A 19,916-nucleotide genomic window follows, 5' to 3' on the forward strand; every position below is an offset into this window, starting at 1 on the left:
CGCTCTCGCCCCACGGTTGGGGGCAGGAAGCGTGCCCGCCCCCGGCTAGGGCAGCGGCACCCCGAGCACCGGTAGCAGTCTCGTCGGTCCGTTCAGGAGCCACGGCGGCAGCAGGAGGAGCGGGTTCAGATAGGTCTTGCCGCGCAGCAGGCCCCAGTGGACGCACGAGCCTCCGCAGTGTCTGCCTGTCGCCTCCACGGTGCCGATGACCTCGCCCGCCGCCACCTTGTCGCCCTGCTTCACCGACGCCCTCACCGGCTCGTACGTCGTCCGCAGCGGTGGGTCACCGGTGCCCGTCAACTCGACCGACACCACGCCTCTGCCGGCCACCGGGCCCGCGAAGAACACCCGCCCCGCCGCCACCGACCGAACCGGCGCGCCCGGCGACGCGTCCAGGTCCACGCCCCGGTGCCCGGGCCCGTAGACCGTCGCCGGAGGATCCCAGCCGCGCAGCACCCCGGGGCGCACCCCCACCGGCCACACCCGGCCCACGGCCGGCACCGGTGGATCCCCTTCCCCGGAGCCGGAGCCGGAGCCGGAGCCGGAGCCGGAGCCGGAGCCGGAGCCGGAGCCGGGATCAGTGCCAGGGCCAGGGTCAGGGCCAGGGCCAGGGCCAGGGCCAGGGTCAGGGTCAGGGCCGGGACCGGGACCGGGGTCAGGACCGGGACCGGGGCCGGGACCGGCCGGCGCGGCGGGGCCGTCGTCCGCCCGGACCACCCACGCCGCCGAGCCCATCAGCACCGCCGCGGCCACGAGCGCCACCAGCGCCACCAGCGCCAAAGAGGCCGCCATCGCCGCCGCCCACCCGGGCAGCAGCCCTCGCCGGGGGCCGACGGCCCATCGCGTCGCACGCATCTCAACCATGCGCCCACCGTCCCGCACCCCCACCGACGACGGCCGAACCTGTGGACAACTCACCGATTGTGGACAGGGGCGTCACTCGGCGCCCCGCGGGTCCCGTACACTTCTGGTGGCGACCCGGGTCACCGGGTCGACTTCGCACGCCCCGACACCCGGACCGGAGACGGCCGGTGTCAGCGCCCCTCGGTCCCTCGTGGCACGGCGCAACAGGGCGTCAGGCGCGGAAGCCGTCCGGCATCCGCGGCACAACCGAGAAACTCAAGGAGTACGGCCATGGCCGTCGTCACGATGCGGGAGCTGCTGGAGAGCGGCGTCCACTTCGGTCACCAGACCCGCCGTTGGAACCCGAAGATGAAGCGCTTCATCTTCACCGAGCGCAACGGCATCTACATCATCGACCTGCTCCAGTCGCTGTCGTACATCGACCGCGCCTACGAGTTCGTCAAGGAGACCGTCGCCCACGGCGGCACGGTCATGTTCGTCGGCACGAAGAAGCAGGCGCAGGAGGCCATCGCCGAGCAGGCCACCCGCGTCGGCATGCCCTACGTCAACCAGCGCTGGCTGGGCGGCATGCTCACCAACTTCTCGACCGTCTACAAGCGCCTGCAGCGCCTGAAGGAGCTCGAGCAGATCGACTTCGAGGACGTCGCGTCCTCCGGTCTGACCAAGAAGGAGCTCCTGGTCCTCTCCCGCGAGAAGGCCAAGCTGGAGAAGACCCTCGGCGGTATCCGCGAGATGCAGAAGGTGCCCAGCGCCGTCTGGATCGTGGACACCAAGAAGGAGCACATCGCGGTCGGCGAGGCCCGCAAGCTCAACATCCCGGTCGTCGCCATCCTCGACACCAACTGCGACCCCGACGAGGTCGACTACAAGATCCCGGGCAACGACGACGCGATCCGCTCCGTCACCCTGCTCACCCGCGTGATCGCCGACGCGGTCGCCGAGGGCCTCATCGCCCGCTCCGGTGTCGCCACCGAGGGCAAGGGCGAGAAGGCCGCGGGCGAGCCGCTCGCCGAGTGGGAGCGCGACCTGCTCGAGGGCGAAAAGAAGGCCGAGGAGGCCCCGGCCGCGGAGGCTCCCGCCGCCGAGGCGCCTGCTGCTGAGGCGCCTGCTGCTGAGGCTCCGGCCGCTGAGGCGCCGGCTGCCGAGACTCCGGCTGCCGAGGGCGAGCAGGCCTGACCCGTCAGCGCCAGCGTTGACGGCGGGAGCGGAGACATGAAGTCCGCTCCCGCCGTTCACCCGTAGGTCAGCACAGAGTCGGGCATCTGCATCTACATGTAGATCGCAGACCGTGCAGATCTTCGATCCTCCAGACTTCGAGAAAGATTCACAGACTCATGGCGAACTACACCGCCGCTGACGTCAAGAAGCTCCGCGAGCTCACCGGCGCCGGCATGATGGACTGCAAGAAGGCGCTGGACGAGGCCGAGGGCAACGTCGAGAAGGCCGTCGAGGCGCTCCGTATCAAGGGCCAGAAGGGCGTCGCCAAGCGTGAGGGCCGCTCCGCCGAGAACGGCGCCGTGGTCTCGATCATCGCCGACGACAACTCCTCCGGTGTCCTCGTCGAGCTGAAGTGCGAGACGGACTTCGTCGCCAAGGGTGAGAAGTTCCAGGCCGTCGCCCGCGCGCTCGCCGAACACGTCGCCAAGACCTCCCCGGCCGACCTCGAGGCCCTGCTCGCCTCCGAGATCGAGGCCGGCAAGACCGTCCAGGCGTTCGTGGACGAGGCCAACGCCAACCTCGGCGAGAAGATCGTCCTGGACCGCTTCGCGCAGTTCTCCGACGGCTTCGTGACCGCGTACATGCACCGCACGATGCCCGACCTGCCCCCGCAGATCGGTGTCCTCGTCGAGCTCGACAAGCCGAACGCCGAGGTCGCCAAGGGCGTCGCCCAGCACATCGCCGCCTTCGCGCCGAAGTACCTCGCCAAGGAGGACGTGCCGGCCGACATCGTCGAGTCCGAGCGTCGTGTCGCCGAGGAGACCACCCGCGCCGAGGGCAAGCCCGAGGCCGCGATCGCCAAGATCGTCGAGGGTCGTCTGAACGGCTTCTTCAAGGACGCGACGCTGCTCGGCCAGCCCTACGCCCTGGACAACAAGAAGTCGGTCCAGAAGGTCCTGGACGAGGCCGGTGTCACCCTGAAGCGCTTCACGCGCATCAAGGTCGGCATCTGAGTCCCAAGGTCCGTACCGCGACGGACCCCCGACCCCGATAGGGTCGACAGCAGTCGTCCACGTCGCTCGCGTGTGCAGCCACGTACACGCGTGTGACGGACGGCAGCAGATCTGACGAGGAGGCCATTGCCGCTGCATGGGATGCGAAACACGCCCCACCGGCAATGGCCTTCTTCGCATGTGCACCACGTATAACAAAGGCGGGATCTCATGACCACCAAGGCCCAGAAGAGCGACGACGGCAAAGTACCCGGCCGGTTTCTGCTGAAGCTGTCCGGAGAGGCCTTCTCCGGCGGCGGGGGCCTGGGCGTCGACCCGGACGTGGTGCACGCCATCGCCCGTGAGATCGCGGCCGTCGTGCGCGACGGCGCGCAGATCGCGGTCGTGATCGGCGGCGGCAACTTCTTCCGCGGTGCCGAACTCCAGCAGCGCGGCATGGACCGCGCCCGCTCGGACTACATGGGCATGCTCGGCACCGTCATGAACTGCCTCGCCCTGCAGGACTTCCTGGAGAAGGAAGGCATCGACAGCCGGGTCCAGACCGCCATCACCATGGGCCAGGTCGCCGAGCCGTACATCCCGCTGCGCGCCGTGCGCCACCTGGAGAAGGGCCGCGTGGTCATCTTCGGCGCAGGCATGGGCATGCCGTACTTCTCCACCGACACCACCGCCGCCCAGCGCGCCCTGGAGATCGACGCCGAGGCGCTGCTCATGGGGAAGAACGGCGTGGACGGGGTTTACGACTCCGACCCGAAGGCCAACCCGGACGCCGTGAAGTTCGACTCCCTCGGCTACGGGGAGGTCATCACGCGGGACCTGAAGGTCGCCGACGCGACGGCGATCACGCTGTGCCGTGACAACAAGCTCGCGATAGTCGTCTTCGAGCTCCTGAAGGAGGGCAATATCGCCCGCGCCGTCAAGGGTGAGAAGATCGGCACGCTTGTGGGTGACCAGGGCAGCCGGGACTGACCGGCGGCCCCCGCACCGCGGGAAGCCGGAAAGGAACCTGTCCGGGCGAAGGACGGGACGGACCCTGGCCGGGGGATGGACAATGTCCTGCCGGTCGGGAACCGTGCAGGAAGAAGACGCGACGAAGCCGGCCGCCGGTCCCGACAGGGAAACCGCGGCCGGGCCTACTCAAGACACGCAGGAGCAAGTGGTGATCGAAGAGACCCTCCTCGAGGCCGAGGAGAAGATGGAGAAGGCCGTCGTGGTCGCCAAGGAGGACTTCGCCGCGATCCGCACCGGCCGTGCGCACCCGGCGATGTTCAACAAGATCGTGGCCGATTACTACGGCGCGCCGACGCCGATCAACCAGCTGGCTTCGTTCTCCGTGCCGGAGCCGCGCATGGCCGTCGTGACCCCGTTCGACAAGACCGCGCTGCGCAACATCGAGCAGGCGATCCGCGACTCCGACCTGGGCGTCAACCCGAGCAACGACGGCAACATCATCCGCGTGGTGTTCCCCGAGCTCACCGAGGAGCGCCGCCGCGAGTACATCAAGGTCGCCAAGGGCAAGGGCGAGGACGCCAAGGTGTCCATCCGCTCCGTGCGCCGCAAGGCCAAGGACGCCATCGACAAGCTGATCAAGGACGGCGAGGTCGGCGAGGACGAGGGCCGTCGTGCGGAGAAGGAGCTCGACGACACCACCGCGAAGTACGTGGCGCAGGTGGACGAGCTGCTGAAGCACAAGGAAGCGGAGCTGCTCGAAGTCTGATGAACGACACTTCCTGGGGAGCGCCGCGGCAAGCCGGGTACTGGGGGCCCGCGGACGGGTCACCCGCCCATCAGGGACCCGTCCCGGGGACCGCCCCGCCGGGTCCCGCGTACGATGCGCATGACGCCCAGCGGACCCGCCCCATGCCCGTCGTGCCCGCTCACGGCGGAAACCAGGATGACGATCGGGGTGCCGCCCAGCCGGGTGGCACCCCGTACCGCGACGACACGCCTCAGCCGCCGCACCAAGCGTCGCGGCAGTGGCCCCTCGACACGCCGCAGACACCGTCCTTCCACGGAACGGCGTCGCAGAATCCGGAGCCCATGCCCGACGCCCCGCAGCCGGCGCCCGCGCCGCAGAAGAAGAGCGCGGGTCGCGACCTGGGCGCCGCCATAGGCGTCGGCCTCGGGCTCGGCGCGGTGATCGTCGTGTCGCTGTTCGTCGTCAAGGCCGTGTTCGTGGGTGTCATCGCGATCGCGGTCGTGGTCGGCCTGTGGGAGCTCACCAGCCGGCTCGACGAGCGCAAGGGCATCAAGGCGCCGCTCGTGCCGCTGGCGGTCGGCGGTGCGGCCATGGTGGTCGCCGGGTACGTCCGGGGTGCCGAGGGCGCCTGGGTGGCGATGGCGCTGACCGCGCTCGCGGTCCTGGTCTGGCGGATGACGGAACCGCCGGAGGGCTACCTGAAGGACGTCACGGCCGGCGTCTTCGCGGCGTTCTACGTGCCGTTCCTGGCCACGTTCGTCGCGATGATGCTGACCGCCGACGACGGCCCGCGCCGCGTGCTGACCTTCCTCGTGCTCACGGTCGTCAGCGACACGGGCGCGTACGCCGTCGGCTGGCGCTTCGGGCGGCACAAGCTCGCCCCGCGCATCAGCCCGGGCAAGACCCGCGAGGGTCTGTTGGGCGCGGTGGCCTTCGCGATGGTGGCCGGCGCGCTGTGCATGCAGTTCCTGATCGACGACGGCGCCTGGTGGCAGGGCCTGCTGCTCGGCCTCGCGGTCGCCGCCACCGCCACCCTCGGCGACCTCGGCGAGTCCATGATCAAGCGGGACCTGGGCATCAAGGACATGGGCACCCTGCTCCCGGGCCACGGGGGCATCATGGACCGCCTCGACTCCCTGCTGCCCACCGCGCCGGTGGTCTGGCTCCTGTTGGTCCTCTTCGTCGGCTCCGCCTGAGCCCACGACCACCGAGCCCCCACCCCGCCGGGTGGGGGCTCGACGCCGTTACCGCGTGGACCACCTGCCGGGCCCGACGTTAAAGTCCCCTCCATGGGGCAGGCTCGGTTGGGGGATGACGGCACGTATCACGGTGATCTGCGGTGCCGATGGTGCGAAGCCCTCCTCAAACAGGACGGACGGCGCAAGCCACGGCTGTACTGCGGTGCCTCGCATCGCACGAAGACGTACGCTGCCTGGGTCGGCGCACTGATCGCCGGCCTCTTCTGACCCCGGCCCCCGGCTGTCCACAGCCGACCGGGCCACCCGAGTGGATCTGCGACACTGGTACCACCATGCCCAAGCCCGGAGAACTCACTTTCGTCGCCCCGCGCGGTGCCAAGAAGCCGCCGCGGCACCTTGCCGACCTGTCGCCCGCCGAGCGCAAGGAGGCCGTCGCCGCGATCGGCGAGAAGCCGTTCCGTGCCAAGCAGCTCTCGCAGCACTACTTCGCGCGGTACGCGCACGACCCGGAGCAGTGGACCGACATCCCCGCCGGATCCCGCGCCAAGCTCCAGGAGGCGCTGCTTCCCGAACTGATGACGGTCGTACGGCATCTGTCGACCGACGAGGGGACCACCCGCAAGACGCTGTGGCGCCTGTTCGACGGCACGCTCGTGGAGTCGGTGCTCATGCGCTACCCGGACCGGGTGACCATGTGCATCAGCTCGCAGGCGGGCTGCGGCATGAACTGCCCGTTCTGCGCCACCGGACAGGCCGGGCTCGACCGGAACCTGTCGACCGCCGAGATCGTGCACCAGATCGTGGACGGGATGCGCGCCCTGCGGGACGGAGAGGTCCCCGGTGGTCCCGCGCGCCTGTCGAACATCGTCTTCATGGGCATGGGCGAGCCGCTCGCCAACTACAACCGCGTCGTCGGCGCCATCCGCGCCCTGACCGACCCCGAGCCGGACGGGCTCGGCCTGTCCCAGCGCGGGATCACCGTCTCGACGGTGGGTCTGGTCCCGGCCATCCACCGGTTCTCCGACGAGGGCTTCAAGTGCCGCCTCGCCATCTCCCTGCACGCACCGGACGACGAGCTGCGCGACACGCTCGTCCCGGTCAACACGCGGTGGAAGGTGCGGGAGGTGCTCGACGCCGGATTCGAGTACACCGCCAGGTCCGGGCGCCGGCTGTCCATCGAGTACGCGCTGATCCGGGACATCAACGACCAGGCGTGGCGCGGCGACCGGCTCGGCCGGCTGCTCAAGGGCAGGCCGGTGCACGTCAACCTCATCCCGCTGAACCCGACGCCCGGCTCCCAGTGGACCGCGTCCCGCCCCGAGGACGAGAAGGCGTTCGTCGAGGCGATCGCCGCCCACGGTGTGCCGGTGACCATCCGGGACACCCGCGGTCAGGAGATCGACGGCGCCTGCGGTCAGCTGGCTGCCACCGAAAGGTAGCCGGACGGTAGGCTGATACCGCACACATCTTCATATTCCGACAGGGGAGCGCCACAGCGCTGAGAGTGCGGCACCGGCCGCAGACCCTCTGAACCTCGCCCAGGTCATTCTGGGTAGGAAGTTCGGTCATCACTCAAGCTGTTGTGCCCTGCCCGGGTGTCCCTCGCGGATCCCGGGCAGGGCCGCGTCTCTTCCTGGCCAACCCCCAGGAGGACTTCAGTGCACACCAAGACGTTCGCCGCCGTGGCGGTCGGGCTCGGCCTGGTCACGCTGTCGGCGTGCGGTTCGTCGCCGGGCGGGAAGAGTTCGGCCGGATCCAGAACGGTGACCCTGGTCAGCCACAACTCGTGGGCCGCGTCCAAGAGCGTCATCGCGGACTTCGAGAAGAGCTCCGGCTACAAGGTCAAGGTCCTCGAGGACGGCGACGCCGGCCAGGCCGTCAACAAGGCCATCCTCACCAAGGGCAACCCGCAGGGCGACGTCTTCTTCGGCGTCGACAACACGCTGCTGTCCCGCGCCCTGGACAACGGGCTGTTCCAGTCGTACGAGCCGAAGGGTTCGGACCTGATCCTGCCGCAGTACCGCGTCGACGAGGCGAAGCACCGGGTCACGCCCATCGACACCGGCGACATCTGCGTCAACTACGACAAGAAGTACTTCGCCGACCACAAGCTGACCCCGCCCGCCTCGTTCGACGACCTGGTCGAGCCGGAGTACAAGAACCTCCTCGTCACCGAGAACGCCGCCACCTCCTCGCCCGGCCTCGGCTTCCTGCTCGGCACCGCCGCCCAGTACGGGGACAAGGGCTGGCAGGACTACTGGAAGAAGCTCAAGGCCAACGGCGTCAAGGTCGTCGACGGCTGGGAGCAGGCCTACAACCAGGAGTTCTCCGGCTCGGCCGGCGGCAGGAAGGCCAAGGGCGACCGTCCCCTCGTCGTCTCCTACGCCTCCTCGCCGCCCGCCGAGGTCATCTACGCCGACCCGCGGCCGAAGACCGCGCCGACCGGCGTCGTGCAGGGCACCTGCTTCCGCCAGGTCGAGTACGCGGGACTGCTCGCCAACGCCGGGAACACCGAAGGGGGCAAGGCCCTCCTGGACTTCCTGATCACCAAGAAGTTCCAGGACGACATGCCGCTGAACATGTTCGTCTACCCGGTGCGCGAAGGCGCCCAGGTGCCCCCGGAGTTCGCGAAGTACGGCCCCCAGGCCAAGGACCCCGGGACCATGGCCCCCGCCAAGATCGCCGCCAACCGTGACCAGTGGGTCAAGTCGTGGACCTCGCTCGTCCTCAGGTAGGCCGCGGACGCGGCCGCCGTACGGGGAACGCGGCGCGGCTCGGTCTCATGGCCGTGCCCGTCGCGTTCTTCGCGGCGTTCTTCGCCTATCCCGTGGCCGCGATCGTCCGGCGCGGTCTGGAGGCCGACGGGGCCTGGCGGTTGGGGCGGATCGCCGATGTGCTCGGGCAGTCCGACATCCGGCACGTGCTGTGGTTCACCACCTGGCAGGCGCTCGCCTCCACCGCGCTCACCCTGCTCGTGGCCCTGCCCGGCGCCTATGTCTTCGCGCGCCTCGACTTCCCCGGCCGGCAGGTCCTGCGGGCCGTCGTCACCGTGCCGTTCGTGCTGCCCACGGTCGTGGTCGGCACCGCGTTCCTCGCGCTGGTCGGGCGCGGCGGCCTGCTCGACGAACTGTGGGGCGTACGGCTGGACACCACGGTCTGGGCGATCCTGCTCGCCCACGTCTTCTTCAACTACGCCGTCGTGGTACGGACCGTGGGCGGCCTGTGGGCGGGGCTCGACCCGCGCCAGGAGGAGGCGGCCCGGATGCTCGGCGCCTCGCCGCTCGCCGCCTGGCGCAAGGTCACCCTGCCCGCGCTCGCGCCTGCGGTCGCCGCCGCCGCACTCATGGTCTTCCTGTTCACGTTCACCTCCTTCGGTGTGGTGCAGATCCTCGGCGGCCCGACCTTCTCCACCCTTGAGGTGGAGATCTACCGGCAGACGTCCGAGATCTTCGACCTGGCCACCGCCGCGGTCCTGACGATCCTCCAGTTCGCCGCGGTGGGCGCGATCCTCGCGGTGCACGCCTGGACCGTGCGGCGCCGGGAGACCGCGCTGAAGCTGGTCGACGCCTCGCTGACCGCCCGCCGGCCGCGCGGCGCCGGGCAGTGGACGCTGCTGGCCGGGGTCCTCGCCACCGTCGCCGTCCTCCTCGTGCTGCCGCTCGCCGTGCTGGTGCAGCGGTCGCTCACCGCGCCCGGGTTCGGCTACTACCGGGCGCTGACGAACGCGGACGGCGGCACCTTCCTGGTCGCGCCGATCGATGCCGTCGGTACCTCCCTGAGCTATGCCGCCGCGGCGACAGCCATCGCCGTGGTGATCGGCGCTCTCGCCGCCGCGGCCCTCACCCGCCGTGACGCGGGCCGACTCGTACGCGGTTTCGACGCGCTCCTGATGCTGCCGCTCGGGGTCTCCGCGGTGACCGTCGGCTTCGGCTTCCTGATCGCCCTGGACCGCCCGCCGCTTGACCTCAGGCAGTCCTGGATCCTGGTCCCGCTCGCGCAGGCCCTGGTCGGCGTGCCCTTCGTCGTACGGACCATGCTGCCCGTGCTGCGCGCGGTGGACGCACGGCTGCGGGAGGCGGCGGCCGTGCTCGGGGCCTCGCCGTGGCGGGTGTGGCGGGAGGTCGACCTGCCCCTGGTACGGCGGGCGCTGCTCATCGCCGCCGGGTTCGCCTTCGCGGTGTCACTGGGGGAGTTCGGGGCGACCGTGTTCATCGCACGGCCCGACAACCCGACGCTGCCGGTCGCCGTGGCCCGGCTGATCGGCCGGCCCGGGGACCTCAACTACGGCCAGGCGATGGCCCTGTCGACGATTCTGATGGTGGTGTGCGCGGTGGCGCTGCTGGTGCTGGAGCGGCTGCGCACCGACCGGAGCGGGGAGTTCTAGATGCTGCTGAGCCTTGAGGCCGCGACCGTGCGCTTCGGCGGGCGGGCCGCGCTGGACGCGGTCGGCCTGTCGGTCGCGGAGCACGAGATCGTGTGCGTGCTCGGGCCCAGCGGCAGCGGCAAGTCGACGCTGCTGCGCGCGGTGGCCGGGCTTCAGCCGCTGGACTCCGGGCGGGTGCTGCTGGACGGGCGGGACCAGGCGGGGGTACCGGTGCACCGGCGCGAGGTCGGGCTGATGTTCCAGGACCACCAGCTGTTCCCGCAGCGGGACGTGGCCGGAAACGTCGGCTTCGGGCTGCGTATGCACGGCGCGGCGAAGAGTGAACGGGACGCCCGGGTGGGGGAGTTGCTGGAGCTGGTCGGGCTGCCCGGCGCCGGGCGGCGGGCCGTGGCCGCGCTCTCCGGCGGGGAGCAGCAGCGGGTGGCCCTCGCCCGTGCGCTCGCCCCCCGGCCGCGGCTGTTGATGCTGGACGAGCCCCTCGGCCAGCTCGACCGCTCGCTGCGGGAGCGTCTCGTCGTCGAACTGCGGGAGCTGTTCGGGCGGTTGGGCACCACCGTGCTCGCCGTCACGCACGATCAGGGCGAGGCCTTCGCCCTCGCCGACCGGGTCGTGGTGATGCGGGACGGCCGGATCGCCCAGTGGGGCACGCCGCTCGAGGTGTGGCAGCGGCCGGCGGACGCCTTCGTGGCCCGTTTCCTCGGCTTCGAGAACGTGGTGGAGGCGACCGTGGACGGCGAGGTCGCGGTCACCCCGTGGGGCAAGGTGCCGGTCCCCGACGGCTCGGCCCAGGGCATCCGCACCCTCCTCGTCCGGCCCGCCGGAGTCCGCATCGTCCCCGCCGCCGAGGGACTGCCCTGCACGGTGACCGCCCGCACCTTCAAGGGCACCCACGTCACCGTCCACCTCCAGCCCGACAACGCCCCCCGCCTGGAAGCCGCCTGCGCCCTGCGCGCGGCACCGGAGGTCGGGGACGAGGTGGCCGTGGAGTTCGACACGACCGAAATCGTGGTGCTCGATCGACCACAGGGCACCTAGTGTGCGGTCATGACGCTGCTTTCCTACGACCGTTACTGTGACGAAATCGCTTACCAAGTCGACGAGTTGCGCTCCCTGCTCGCCTCCGGCGCCGATCTGTCCGGCACCGTTCCGACCTGTCCGGACTGGACGCTGGAGGAGCTCGTACGGCACATGGGCGGGGCCCTGCGCTGGGTGGAGGCGCTGGTCCGGACCCGCGCGCTGGAGAACCTCCCGGACGACGCGGTCCCGCTCGCCAAGGGGCCGAAGGAGCAGGGCGATCCGGCCGCGCTGGACGCCTGGCTGGCGGAGACCGGCCGGACGGCCGTCGACACCCTCCGCGAGGCCGGACCCGACACGAAGGTGTGGACCTGGGCCGGGATCCTCGACACCGGCTTCTGGGCCCGTCGTATGACCCACGAGATCACGATCCACCGTGCCGACGCGACGCTCGCCGCGGGCCGGCCCTACGAGGTCGCCGCGGACGTGGCCGCCGACGCCATCGACGAGTGGCTTCAGATCGTGGAGTTCATCCAGCGGAAGAAGGCGACCCCGGATGCCCCGGAGCTGCGCGGTCCGGGCCGCAGCATCCATCTGCACGCCACCGACGGCGATCCCGGGCTGAACGCCGAGTGGGTCATCGAACTGACCGAGGAGGGCGTCACCTGGCGCCGCGGTCACGAGAAGGCGGCCGTCGCCCTGCGCGGGCCGCTCACCTCCGTGCTGCTCGCGTTCTACAGCCGGCTGCCCCTGGACAGCCCCGAGCTGGAGGTGCTCGGCGAGCGGGAGCTGCTGGAGTTCTGGCTGACGCAAGCGACCTTCGGATGAACGACCGTGGCCCGCCCCCGAGTTCGGGTGCGGGCCACGGGTGGTGCGCTGGTGGGGCGTCAGCGGTTGCTGTTCGCTCCACGGCGGCGCATGCCGAAGAAGACCGCGCCACCGCCGACGACGACCAGGGCGGCCGCGATGCCGGCGATCATGCCGGTGTTGGAGTCGGCGCCGGTCTCGGCGAGGTTGGAGTCACCGACCGCGGGCGACGGAGCGTTGTTCTCGCTGCCGGCGGGAGCGGTGGTGCTCTCCGAGGCGGACGCGGTCGGGGCCGCGGACTCCGACTCCGACTCCGACGGCGACTCGGACGGAGTCTCCGACTCCGTCGCCGACGGGGCCGGCGTCTCCGGCGCCGACGGCGTGGCCGGAGGGCTCGGGGTCTCCGTCTTGCAAGCCGTGGACGGAGTGGTCAGGTTCGGCTTGATGTCCTCGTTGACCAGCTTTCCGTCCTTGCCGGCCTTGACGTGGATGCGGTAGGTGGCGTTCGGCTGCCAGTCCTCGGCGAAGGTGATCGTGGTGCCCTCACGGGAACCCTTCACCGTGAGCTCACCGACCTCGCGGGCGTCGGCGCCGTTGTTCTGGAGGAACACGGAGACGACGGCCTCGGTACGAGAGGGGTCCTTGTCGGTGACGACGATGACGCCCTTCTCGCCGTCGCACTTGGCTTCGGCGGAGAACTCCTTGATGTTGCAGGCGAGCGCGTTGCCCGCGGCGCCGAGAGCGAGAGCGGCGGACGCGGAGGCGACACCGAGGATGCGCACGGTGCGTGCGGTACGACGGGATATGGACAAGATGGCCACTTTGCCCTTCACGGGATGCCCAATTGCGGGGGGTTTGAGGGGTGTTGAGGCAACGACGAAGCTGAGCTCCCAGTAACCCCAGGAGGCTCAGGTTTATAAGCGCTCCGGCGGGAGTGTCAATCCGTCAGCCCCTCAGCGGCGTTGACTTTACCTCATCATTAACTAGGTGAAGGTTTCAACGGGTTGGCATGAGTCTGGGCGGGTGCCGACGCACCCGCCCAGACGATCCTGTCCTCAACCCCCTGTGGGCTCAGCCCTGCACCGCAGCCGGGTCCATCCACATGACCTCCCAGGTGTGGCCGTCGAGGTCGTCGAAGGAGCGGCCGTACATGAAGCCCTGGTCCTGGGCCTCGTCGGTCGCGGTGCCACCGGCCGCGATCGCCTTCTGCACCAGTTCGTCGACCTTCTCGCGGCTCTCCGCGCTCAGGCAGATCAGCACCTCGCTGGACTTCGTCGAATCCGCGATCTCCTTCTTGGTGAAGTTGGCGTAGTGCTGCTTGCTGAGCAGCATCGCGATGATCGTGTCGCTGATGACGACGCAGGCGCATTCGTCGGTGGAGAACTGGGGGTTGATGGTGTAGCCGAGCTCGGTGAAGAACCTCCTGGACGCGGCCACGTCGTTCGTCGCCAGGTTCACGAAGATCATCTGCTGGTACATGGCGGGGTCTCTCCCATCGCGGTTCGTTGCCGTTCTCAGGGGTAGACCCGGGGTCCGCGCGGAACTCATCGGCGGCCCCGGGATTTCTTTCGCGTGTCTTCTCCGGAGCGGGTGGGTCGGCGGGACGGTGGCTCAGGGGGCCAGCGGCAGGGCGGCGAGATCGGCGACCATCAGGGTCAGCGGGATGAACAGGGCCAGCAGGGCGAGGCAGCGCAGGAGGGCGGCGGAGCGCAGCACCGAGGCCGGTGCGCCGAGCCGCAGCAGTGCGGCGATGGCGTCGGCACGGGACTGCCTCGCCTCGACGGCGGCGATCAGCAGGGTGGTCACGGCGCAGCCGGCGACGAGCAGCGCGCCCAGCGTCGTCAGCGGGCCGAGCGCCCGGGCGGTGCCCTCGTAGGCCGCGATCACGGCGTACGTCCCCGACCCCACCGCGCAGACCACGCCCAGCGGGCGGCCGATGCGGCCCGCCTCCTCCATCAGGACGCGCCCGGCCAGGAGCCGCAGGGCGCCCGGGCGCGCGGACTGGAGCACGCGGCCGCACAGGTGGGTGAGCCCGGGGCCGGCCAGGGCGAGGCCGAGTGCGGTCATCAGCCAGCCGATGAGGACCGCGGCGGAGCCGGACGCCAGGCCGCCGGGGAGGACCGGGCCGGGGACGGCGCCGGGGGTGGTGGACCGTCCGGCGTGCGTCTCCACGGCCAGGCCGGCGGCGAGTACGGCGATGCCCCAGGGGAGTCCGGTGGGCGGCTGCCGAGGGGCCGGGGGCCGGTCGGGGTCGGTGTCGTCGTGCGCGGGTTCGTGACCGGCGTCCTGGGGGGCGCCGGACAGGTCGTCCCCGGTCAGGTCGGCCTCGCTCGGAGCGGCGCCGGACAGGTCGTCCCCGGTCCGCACCGTGCCGTCGGCCGTGTCCTGGGGCCGGACCGCGCACGCCGTCGCCGACCGGTCCTGCCCCGCCGGCCGGTCCTGTCGCCTGGCGGACCCGTCGCCGAGGTGTGCCCCGAACCGGCCGTACGCCCCGAACGTCTCCCGCGTGGCGGTGCGCCGGTACGCCCCGAAGCGGCCGTACCTCCGGTCGGAGTTCCGGGCCGTCGTGAGCCTCGCCTCCCGGGGGTACAGCACCAGCGCGACCGCCACCGAGGTGAGGACGGGGACGACGGTCAGCAGCGTCAGCACGGCCGGCACCGGCAGTGGCTCCCCGGCCGCCAGGAAGGCCGGTGCCGCGCCGTCGAACGGCAGTTCCGTGCCGTCGCCGCGCAGGTACATGAAGACCAGCAGCGCGAGCAGCGAGCCGAGGCCGCAGGCCAGGGCGGTCGTGGCCGCCGAGACGGCCATCAGACGGCCCGGGCCGAAACCGAGCGCCGACAGGCCCGACCGGGGACGGGTCCCCGGGTCGGTGCGGGCCACCGCGACCGCGAGGTACACCGTCGCGGCCAGGGGCAGCACGCACCAGGACAGGCGCAGCGCCGCGGCGGCCGAGTGCTCCGGGTGGCCGAGCGCGGAGCCGAGGCTGGACAGCAGCAGGAAGCCCGTGCCCGCCGACGCCACAGCGACCGTCAGGCGGCGCAGCTGGACGCCCGGGCGGGCGACGCGGGTCAGACGGAGAGCGAGCACGCGGCCCGGCCTTCCGCGGTGTCGCCGACCGGGGGCAGGTGCACGGTTTTCACGCACCGCCCGTCGAGCACCGCCACCGTCCGGTCCGCGAAGGCCGCGGTCTCCGGGTCGTGGCTGGCGAGCACGACCGTGATGCCGTGCGAGCGGGCCGCGGTGGTGAGCGTGCGCAGCACGTGGGCGCGGTCGGCGCGGTGCAGCGGGGCCGTCGGCTCGTCGGCGAACAGCACCGTAGGGAAGGGGGCGAGCGCGCGGGCGATGCAGACGCGCTGCCGCTCGGCCTGGCGCAGCCGGTGCGGGCGCATACGGGCCAGGTCGCCGACGTCGAGGCGCTCCAGCCACTCCTGGGCGGCCACCTTGGCCCGCCGCCGGCTCGTGCCGCGCAGCATCAGGGGCAGGGCCGTGTTCTCCCAGACGTTCAGCTCCGGTACGAGCACGGGCGCGGGGTCGACCCAGCCGAACCGGTCGCGGCGCAGCCGCTCACGGGCCAGCGGGCCCAGGGTGTGCACCGGGACGCTGTTGAACCAGACCTCGCCGTGCCGCACCCGCGTCAAGCCGGACAGGCATCGCAGCAGGGTGGTCTTGCCGCTGCCGCTCGGCCCGTTCACGGCGAGGATCTCCCCCTGCGCGACACCGAGGGTGACGCCGCCGAGGGCGGGTGAACCGTCGTCGTGGGTGTAGTGCAGGGCCCGCGCCCAGAGCACCTCGTTGTCGGGTGGGACGTCCATGGGCGTACACCTCGGTTCTCATCGGGAATGCCGTGCCGTGTCCCCCGTACGGGCGAACGAGTGTGAAGACCTCGGGTCACGGGGCCGGTCCGACGCAGAGTGACGCGTCAAGGGCACGCTAGGCAGCGCCTGGGGAGAGCCCGGACAGCACACGGCCCCGGGCCGCCGTTTCCCACTCGAACGGACGGCACCGGGGCCGGTGTTGATCAGCTGATCGCAGGTGTGCGCCTTTCGCGCGGCGGTCGGGCCGCCGCGGTCACAGCTTGGTCCACGCCTCCGACAGGGTCGCGCGCAGGATCTGCTCGATCTCGTCGAAGGTCTCCTGGGTGGAGATCAGCGGCGGGGCGAGCTGGATGACCGGGTCGCCGCGGTCGTCGGCACGGCAGTACAGGCCGTTGTCGAACAGCGCCTTGGAGAGGAAGCCGTACAGGACCCGCTCGGTCTCCTCCTCGTTGAAGGACTCCTTGGTGTGCTTGTCCTTCACCAGCTCGATGCCGTAGAAGAAGCCGTTGCCGCGGACGTCGCCGACGATCGGCAGGTCGTGCAGCTTCTGCAGGGTGGAGAGGAAGGCGCCCTCGTTGTCCAGCACGTGCTGGTTGAGGCCCTCGCGCTCGAACAGGTCGAGGTTGGCCAGGCCCACCGCGGCGGAGACCGGGTGGCCACCGAAGGTGTAGCCGTGCAGGAAGGTGTTGTCGCCCTTGTAGAAGGGCTCGGCCAGGCGGTCGGAGACGATGCACGCGCCGATCGGGGAGTAGCCCGAGGTCATGCCCTTGGCGCAGGTGATCATGTCCGGGACGTAGCCGAACTTGTCACAGGCGAACGTGGTGCCCAGACGGCCGAAGGCGCAGATGACCTCGTCGGAGACGAGCAGCACGTCGTACTGGTCGCAGATCTCGCGCACGCGCTGGAAGTATCCGGGCGGCGGCGGGAAGCAGCCGCCGGCGTTCTGCACCGGCTCCAGGAAGACCGCGGCGACCGTGTCCGGGCCCTCGAAGAGGATCTGCTGCTCGATCTGGTCGGCGGCCCAGCGGCCGAAGGCCTCCGGATCGTCGCCGAAGATCGGGGCGCGGTAGATGTTGGTGTTCGGCACCTTGTGCGCGCCCGGAACCAGCGGCTCGAACGGTGCCTTCAGGCTCGGCAGGCCGGTGATGGACAGGGCGCCCTGCGGGGTGCCGTGGTAGGCGACCGCGCGGGATATGACCTTGTACTTGGTGGGCTTGCCGGTCAGCTTGAAGTACTGCTTGGCGAGCTTCCAGGCGGTCTCGACCGCCTCGCCGCCGCCGGTGGTGAAGAAGACCTTGTTCAGGTCGCCCGGGGCGTGGTGCGCCAGACGCTCGGCCAGCTCGACGGCCTTGGGGTGGGCGTAGGACCAGACGGGGAAGAACGCCAGCTCCTGCGCCTGCTTGGACGCGGTCTCGGCCAGCTCCGTGCGGCCGTGACCGGCCTGGACCACGAACAGACCCGCGAGACCGTCGAGGTAGCGCTTGCCCTTGTCGTCGTAGATGTAGGTGCCCTCGCCGCGCACGATCGTCGGCACGGGGGCGTTCTCGTACGAGGACATGCGGGTGAAGTGCATCCACAGGTGATCGTACGCGGTACGGCTGAGGTCCTTGCTCACGGTTATCGGGTTCCCCACATGTAGGTCTGCTTCTTGAGCTTGAGGTAGACGAAGCTCTCGGTGGAGCGCACGCCGGGCAGCGCCCGGATGCGTTTGTTGATGACGTCCAGCAGCTGGTCGTCGTCCTCGCAGACGATCTCGGCGAGGATGTCGAACGAGCCCGCGGTCATCACCACGTACTCGACTTCCGACATGCCGGTCAGAGCGTCGGCCACGGACTCCGTGTCGCCCTCGACGTTGATCCCGACCATCGCCTGCCGGCGGAAGCCCACGGTGAGCGGGTCGGTGACGGCGACGATCTGCATCACGCCCTGGTCGAGCAGCTTCTGGACGCGCTGGCGCACGGCCGCCTCGGACAGGCCGACGGCCTTGCCGATGGCGGCGTACGGACGGCGGCCGTCCTCCTGCAACTGCTCGATGATGGCGAGGGAGACGGCGTCCAGGTGCGGGCTGCTCCCGTTCCTGGACTCGCGGGAGTCCCTCTGCTCTGCGCTTCGACTGGGCACGACCTCACTGTGCACGACGTATCGACAGTTCCGCAAGGTCGATGCAATGAAATTCGTTGTTTGCGAGACCGAGACGTGCGGATTTCGCAGAACTCGCGGCGGCGGGGGTGTTGAAAACGTGGGCCCCCGGACTAGGGTGGGTGCCTCAGCGATGGGACATCTTGAACAAGATCAGGAGGGCCGGCAGTGAGCACCGAGCTGCGTCGTCTGCGCAACTACATCGACGGTGAGTTCCGGGACGCCGCCGACGGACGGACCACCGAGGTGGTCAACCCCGTGACGGGCGAGGCGTACGCGACCGCGCCGCTTTCCGGGCAGGCGGACGTGGACGCCGCCATGGCGGCCGCGGCCGCGGCCTTCCCGGGCTGGCGCGACACCACCCCGGCGGAGCGCCAGAAGGCCCTGCTGAAGATCGCGGACGCCTTCGAGGAGCGCGCCGAGGAACTGATCGCGGCCGAGGTGGAGAACACGGGCAAGCCGATCGGGCTGACCCGCTCCGAGGAGATCCCGCCGATGGTCGACCAGATCCGCTTCTTCGCGGGTGCGGCCCGGATGCTCGAGGGCCGCTCGGCCGGCGAGTACATGGACGGGCTGACCTCGATCGTCCGCCGCGAGCCGATCGGCGTCTGCGCGCAGGTCGCGCCGTGGAACTACCCGATGATGATGGCCGTGTGGAAGTTCGCCCCGGCCCTCGCCGCGGGCAACACGGTCGTCCTGAAGCCGTCGGACACCACCCCCGCCTCCACGGTCCTGATCGCCGACATCATCGGCTCGATCCTGCCCAAGGGCGTCTTCAACGTCATCTGCGGCGACCGCGACACCGGCCGTCTGATGGTGGAGCACCCGACCCCGGCGATGGCCTCCATCACCGGTTCCGTGCGCGCCGGCATGTCGGTCGCCGAGTCGGCCTCCAAGGACCTCAAGCGGGTCCACCTGGAGCTGGGCGGCAAGGCTCCGGTCGTGGTCTTCGAGGACACCGACATCGACAAGGCCGTCGAGGACATCTCGGTCGCCGGCTTCTTCAACGCCGGCCAGGACTGCACGGCCGCCACCCGTGTCCTCGTCCACGAGTCCATCCACGACGCGTTCGTCTCCGCGCTCGCCAAGGCCGCGGCCGAGACCAAGACCGGGCAGCCGGACGACGAGGACGTCCTGTTCGGTCCGCTGAACAACCCCAACCAGCTCCAGCAGGTGGCCGGCTTCATCGAGCGGCTGCCCGCCCACGCGAAGGTCGAGGCCGGCGGCCACCAGGTCGGCGACAAGGGCTACTTCTACGCCCCGACCGTCGTCTCCGGCCTGAAGCAGGACGACGAGATCATCCAGAGGGAGGTCTTCGGCCCGGTCATCACCGTGCAGTCCTTCTCGGACGAGGACCAGGCCGTGGAGTGGGCCAACGGCGTCGACTACGCGCTGGCCTCCTCGGTGTGGACCAAGGACCACTCCCGCGCCATGCGGATGTCCAAGAAGCTCGACTTCGGCTGCGTGTGGATCAACACCCACATCCCGCTGGTCGCCGAGATGCCGCACGGCGGCTTCAAGAAGTCCGGCTACGGCAAGGACCTGTCGGCGTACGGCTTCGAGGACTACACGCGGATCAAGCACGTCATGACGTCGCTCGACGCGTGACGCCGACCGCGCGTCACTGACCGCGTGACGCGCTGAACGCGTGGCTCGCCCGCTCGCGGCCCCGGACGGAGGACGGACCGTCCGGGGCCGTGGTGTGTCCGGGGCCGGGCGGTGGTCGACGTGGTGTGTCCGGGGCCGGGCGGTGGTCGACGTGGTGTGTCCGGGGCCGGGCGGTGGTCGACGTGGTGTGTCCGGGGCCGGGCGGTGGTCGACGAC

At 70.6% G+C, this 19,916-nt stretch carries 18 protein-coding genes and 1 riboswitch; of the genes, 11 read left to right on the forward strand and 7 right to left on the reverse strand.

From position 1 onward, the window contains the following. Positions 1-45: 45 nt before the first annotated feature. Positions 46-501 carry a murein hydrolase activator EnvC family protein gene (locus tag ACIQMV_RS33095; protein WP_402596914.1) on the reverse strand — a complete coding sequence of 152 codons (456 nt, stop codon included), beginning with the start codon at positions 499-501 and terminating at the stop codon, positions 46-48. Positions 502-1,134: 633 nt separating this feature from the next. Here ACIQMV_RS33095 and rpsB point away from each other — a divergent pair. From rpsB to ACIQMV_RS33145, 10 genes are all read left to right on the forward strand, one after another. Continuing rightward, complete coding sequence (rpsB, locus tag ACIQMV_RS33100; RefSeq protein WP_225079360.1) at positions 1,135-2,040, forward strand: 30S ribosomal protein S2; 906 nt, start codon at positions 1,135-1,137, stop codon at positions 2,038-2,040. Positions 2,041-2,198: 158 nt separating this feature from the next. Continuing rightward, positions 2,199-3,035 carry a translation elongation factor Ts gene (gene tsf / locus ACIQMV_RS33105; RefSeq protein WP_141357909.1) on the forward strand — a complete coding sequence of 279 codons (837 nt, stop codon included), beginning with the start codon at positions 2,199-2,201 and terminating at the stop codon, positions 3,033-3,035. A gap of 210 nt (positions 3,036-3,245) precedes the next feature. Next, positions 3,246-4,004, forward strand: a complete 759-nt coding sequence (gene pyrH, locus ACIQMV_RS33110) for a UMP kinase (protein WP_358734677.1) — start codon at positions 3,246-3,248, stop codon at positions 4,002-4,004. Positions 4,005-4,194: 190 nt separating this feature from the next. Beyond that, entirely contained in the window at positions 4,195-4,752 is a 558-nt protein-coding gene (gene frr, locus ACIQMV_RS33115; protein ID WP_064537659.1) for a ribosome recycling factor, read from the forward strand. Further along, a complete protein-coding gene (locus ACIQMV_RS33120; RefSeq protein ID WP_402596915.1) occupies positions 4,752-5,930 on the forward strand; it encodes a phosphatidate cytidylyltransferase in 1,179 nt (392 codons plus the stop codon). The genes frr and ACIQMV_RS33120 overlap by 1 nt, the downstream gene beginning before the upstream one ends. Positions 5,931-6,265: 335 nt before the next feature. Continuing rightward, positions 6,266-7,372: a 23S rRNA (adenine(2503)-C(2))-methyltransferase RlmN gene (gene rlmN, locus ACIQMV_RS33125; protein WP_141357903.1), complete on the forward strand. Its 1,107-nt coding sequence runs from the start codon at positions 6,266-6,268 to the stop codon at positions 7,370-7,372. 32 nt (positions 7,373-7,404) lie between these two features. Then, positions 7,405-7,510: riboswitch (TPP riboswitch) on the forward strand. Between the two features lie 81 nt (positions 7,511-7,591). Next, complete coding sequence (locus tag ACIQMV_RS33130) at positions 7,592-8,668, forward strand: thiamine ABC transporter substrate binding subunit (RefSeq protein ID WP_402596916.1); 1,077 nt, start codon at positions 7,592-7,594, stop codon at positions 8,666-8,668. Positions 8,669-8,715: 47 nt separating this feature from the next. Beyond that, on the forward strand, positions 8,716-10,317 hold the full coding sequence (locus tag ACIQMV_RS33135; RefSeq protein WP_402596917.1) for an ABC transporter permease: 1,602 nt from the start codon (positions 8,716-8,718) through the stop codon (positions 10,315-10,317). Next, positions 10,318-11,352, forward strand: a complete 1,035-nt coding sequence (locus ACIQMV_RS33140; protein ID WP_402596918.1) for an ABC transporter ATP-binding protein — start codon at positions 10,318-10,320, stop codon at positions 11,350-11,352. It abuts the gene before it with no gap. Between the two features lie 9 nt (positions 11,353-11,361). Next, positions 11,362-12,159, forward strand: a complete 798-nt coding sequence (locus ACIQMV_RS33145; protein WP_402596919.1) for a maleylpyruvate isomerase family mycothiol-dependent enzyme — start codon at positions 11,362-11,364, stop codon at positions 12,157-12,159. A 59-nt stretch (positions 12,160-12,218) separates the two neighbouring features. Here the strand turns inward: ACIQMV_RS33145 and ACIQMV_RS33150 are convergent, their stop codons facing one another. The 6 genes from ACIQMV_RS33150 to ACIQMV_RS33175 form a co-directional block, all read right to left on the reverse strand. Beyond that, on the reverse strand, positions 12,219-12,959 hold the full coding sequence (locus ACIQMV_RS33150) for an LAETG motif-containing sortase-dependent surface protein (RefSeq protein ID WP_402596920.1): 741 nt from the start codon (positions 12,957-12,959) through the stop codon (positions 12,219-12,221). Positions 12,960-13,209: 250 nt separating this feature from the next. Next, on the reverse strand, positions 13,210-13,617 hold the full coding sequence (locus ACIQMV_RS33155; RefSeq protein WP_402596921.1) for a VOC family protein: 408 nt from the start codon (positions 13,615-13,617) through the stop codon (positions 13,210-13,212). A 132-nt stretch (positions 13,618-13,749) separates the two neighbouring features. Further along, positions 13,750-15,225, reverse strand: coding sequence for a hypothetical protein (locus ACIQMV_RS33160; RefSeq protein WP_402596922.1), 1,476 nt, complete (start codon positions 15,223-15,225; stop codon positions 13,750-13,752). Further along, a complete protein-coding gene (locus ACIQMV_RS33165; protein ID WP_402596923.1) occupies positions 15,207-15,950 on the reverse strand; it encodes an ABC transporter ATP-binding protein in 744 nt (247 codons plus the stop codon). Before ACIQMV_RS33165 ends, ACIQMV_RS33160 begins: the two co-directional genes overlap by 19 nt. Positions 15,951-16,206: 256 nt before the next feature. Next, complete coding sequence (locus tag ACIQMV_RS33170) at positions 16,207-17,586, reverse strand: aspartate aminotransferase family protein (protein ID WP_402596924.1); 1,380 nt, start codon at positions 17,584-17,586, stop codon at positions 16,207-16,209. Beyond that, on the reverse strand, positions 17,571-18,089 hold the full coding sequence (locus ACIQMV_RS33175) for an Lrp/AsnC family transcriptional regulator (RefSeq protein WP_141357882.1): 519 nt from the start codon (positions 18,087-18,089) through the stop codon (positions 17,571-17,573). The genes ACIQMV_RS33170 and ACIQMV_RS33175 overlap by 16 nt, the downstream gene beginning before the upstream one ends. 171 nt (positions 18,090-18,260) lie before the next feature. Between ACIQMV_RS33175 and ACIQMV_RS33180 the strand changes: the two genes are divergently transcribed. Continuing rightward, positions 18,261-19,700, forward strand: a complete 1,440-nt coding sequence (locus ACIQMV_RS33180) for a gamma-aminobutyraldehyde dehydrogenase (protein WP_402596925.1) — start codon at positions 18,261-18,263, stop codon at positions 19,698-19,700. Positions 19,701-19,916 lie beyond the last annotated feature (216 nt).

The organism is Streptomyces sp. NPDC091412, assembly GCF_044756885.1.
Classification (GTDB): Bacteria; Actinomycetota; Actinomycetes; order Streptomycetales; family Streptomycetaceae; genus Streptomyces.

Excerpts from the sequence above, each read along its gene's own strand:
- ACIQMV_RS33155 (WP_402596921.1), bottom strand. The coding sequence starts at position 13,617 with ATGTACCAGCAGATGATCTTCGTGAACCTGGCGACGAACGACGTGGCC.
- ACIQMV_RS33145 (WP_402596919.1), top strand. The coding sequence starts at position 11,362 with ATGACGCTGCTTTCCTACGACCGTTACTGTGACGAAATCGCTTACCAA.
- rlmN (WP_141357903.1), top strand. The coding sequence starts at position 6,266 with ATGCCCAAGCCCGGAGAACTCACTTTCGTCGCCCCGCGCGGTGCCAAG.
- ACIQMV_RS33135 (WP_402596917.1), top strand. The coding sequence starts at position 8,716 with ATGGCCGTGCCCGTCGCGTTCTTCGCGGCGTTCTTCGCCTATCCCGTG.
- ACIQMV_RS33140 (WP_402596918.1), top strand. The coding sequence starts at position 10,318 with ATGCTGCTGAGCCTTGAGGCCGCGACCGTGCGCTTCGGCGGGCGGGCC.
- rpsB (WP_225079360.1), top strand. The coding sequence starts at position 1,135 with ATGGCCGTCGTCACGATGCGGGAGCTGCTGGAGAGCGGCGTCCACTTC.
- ACIQMV_RS33165 (WP_402596923.1), bottom strand. The coding sequence starts at position 15,950 with ATGGACGTCCCACCCGACAACGAGGTGCTCTGGGCGCGGGCCCTGCAC.
- tsf (WP_141357909.1), top strand. The coding sequence starts at position 2,199 with ATGGCGAACTACACCGCCGCTGACGTCAAGAAGCTCCGCGAGCTCACC.
- pyrH (WP_358734677.1), top strand. The coding sequence starts at position 3,246 with ATGACCACCAAGGCCCAGAAGAGCGACGACGGCAAAGTACCCGGCCGG.
- ACIQMV_RS33120 (WP_402596915.1), top strand. The coding sequence starts at position 4,752 with ATGAACGACACTTCCTGGGGAGCGCCGCGGCAAGCCGGGTACTGGGGG.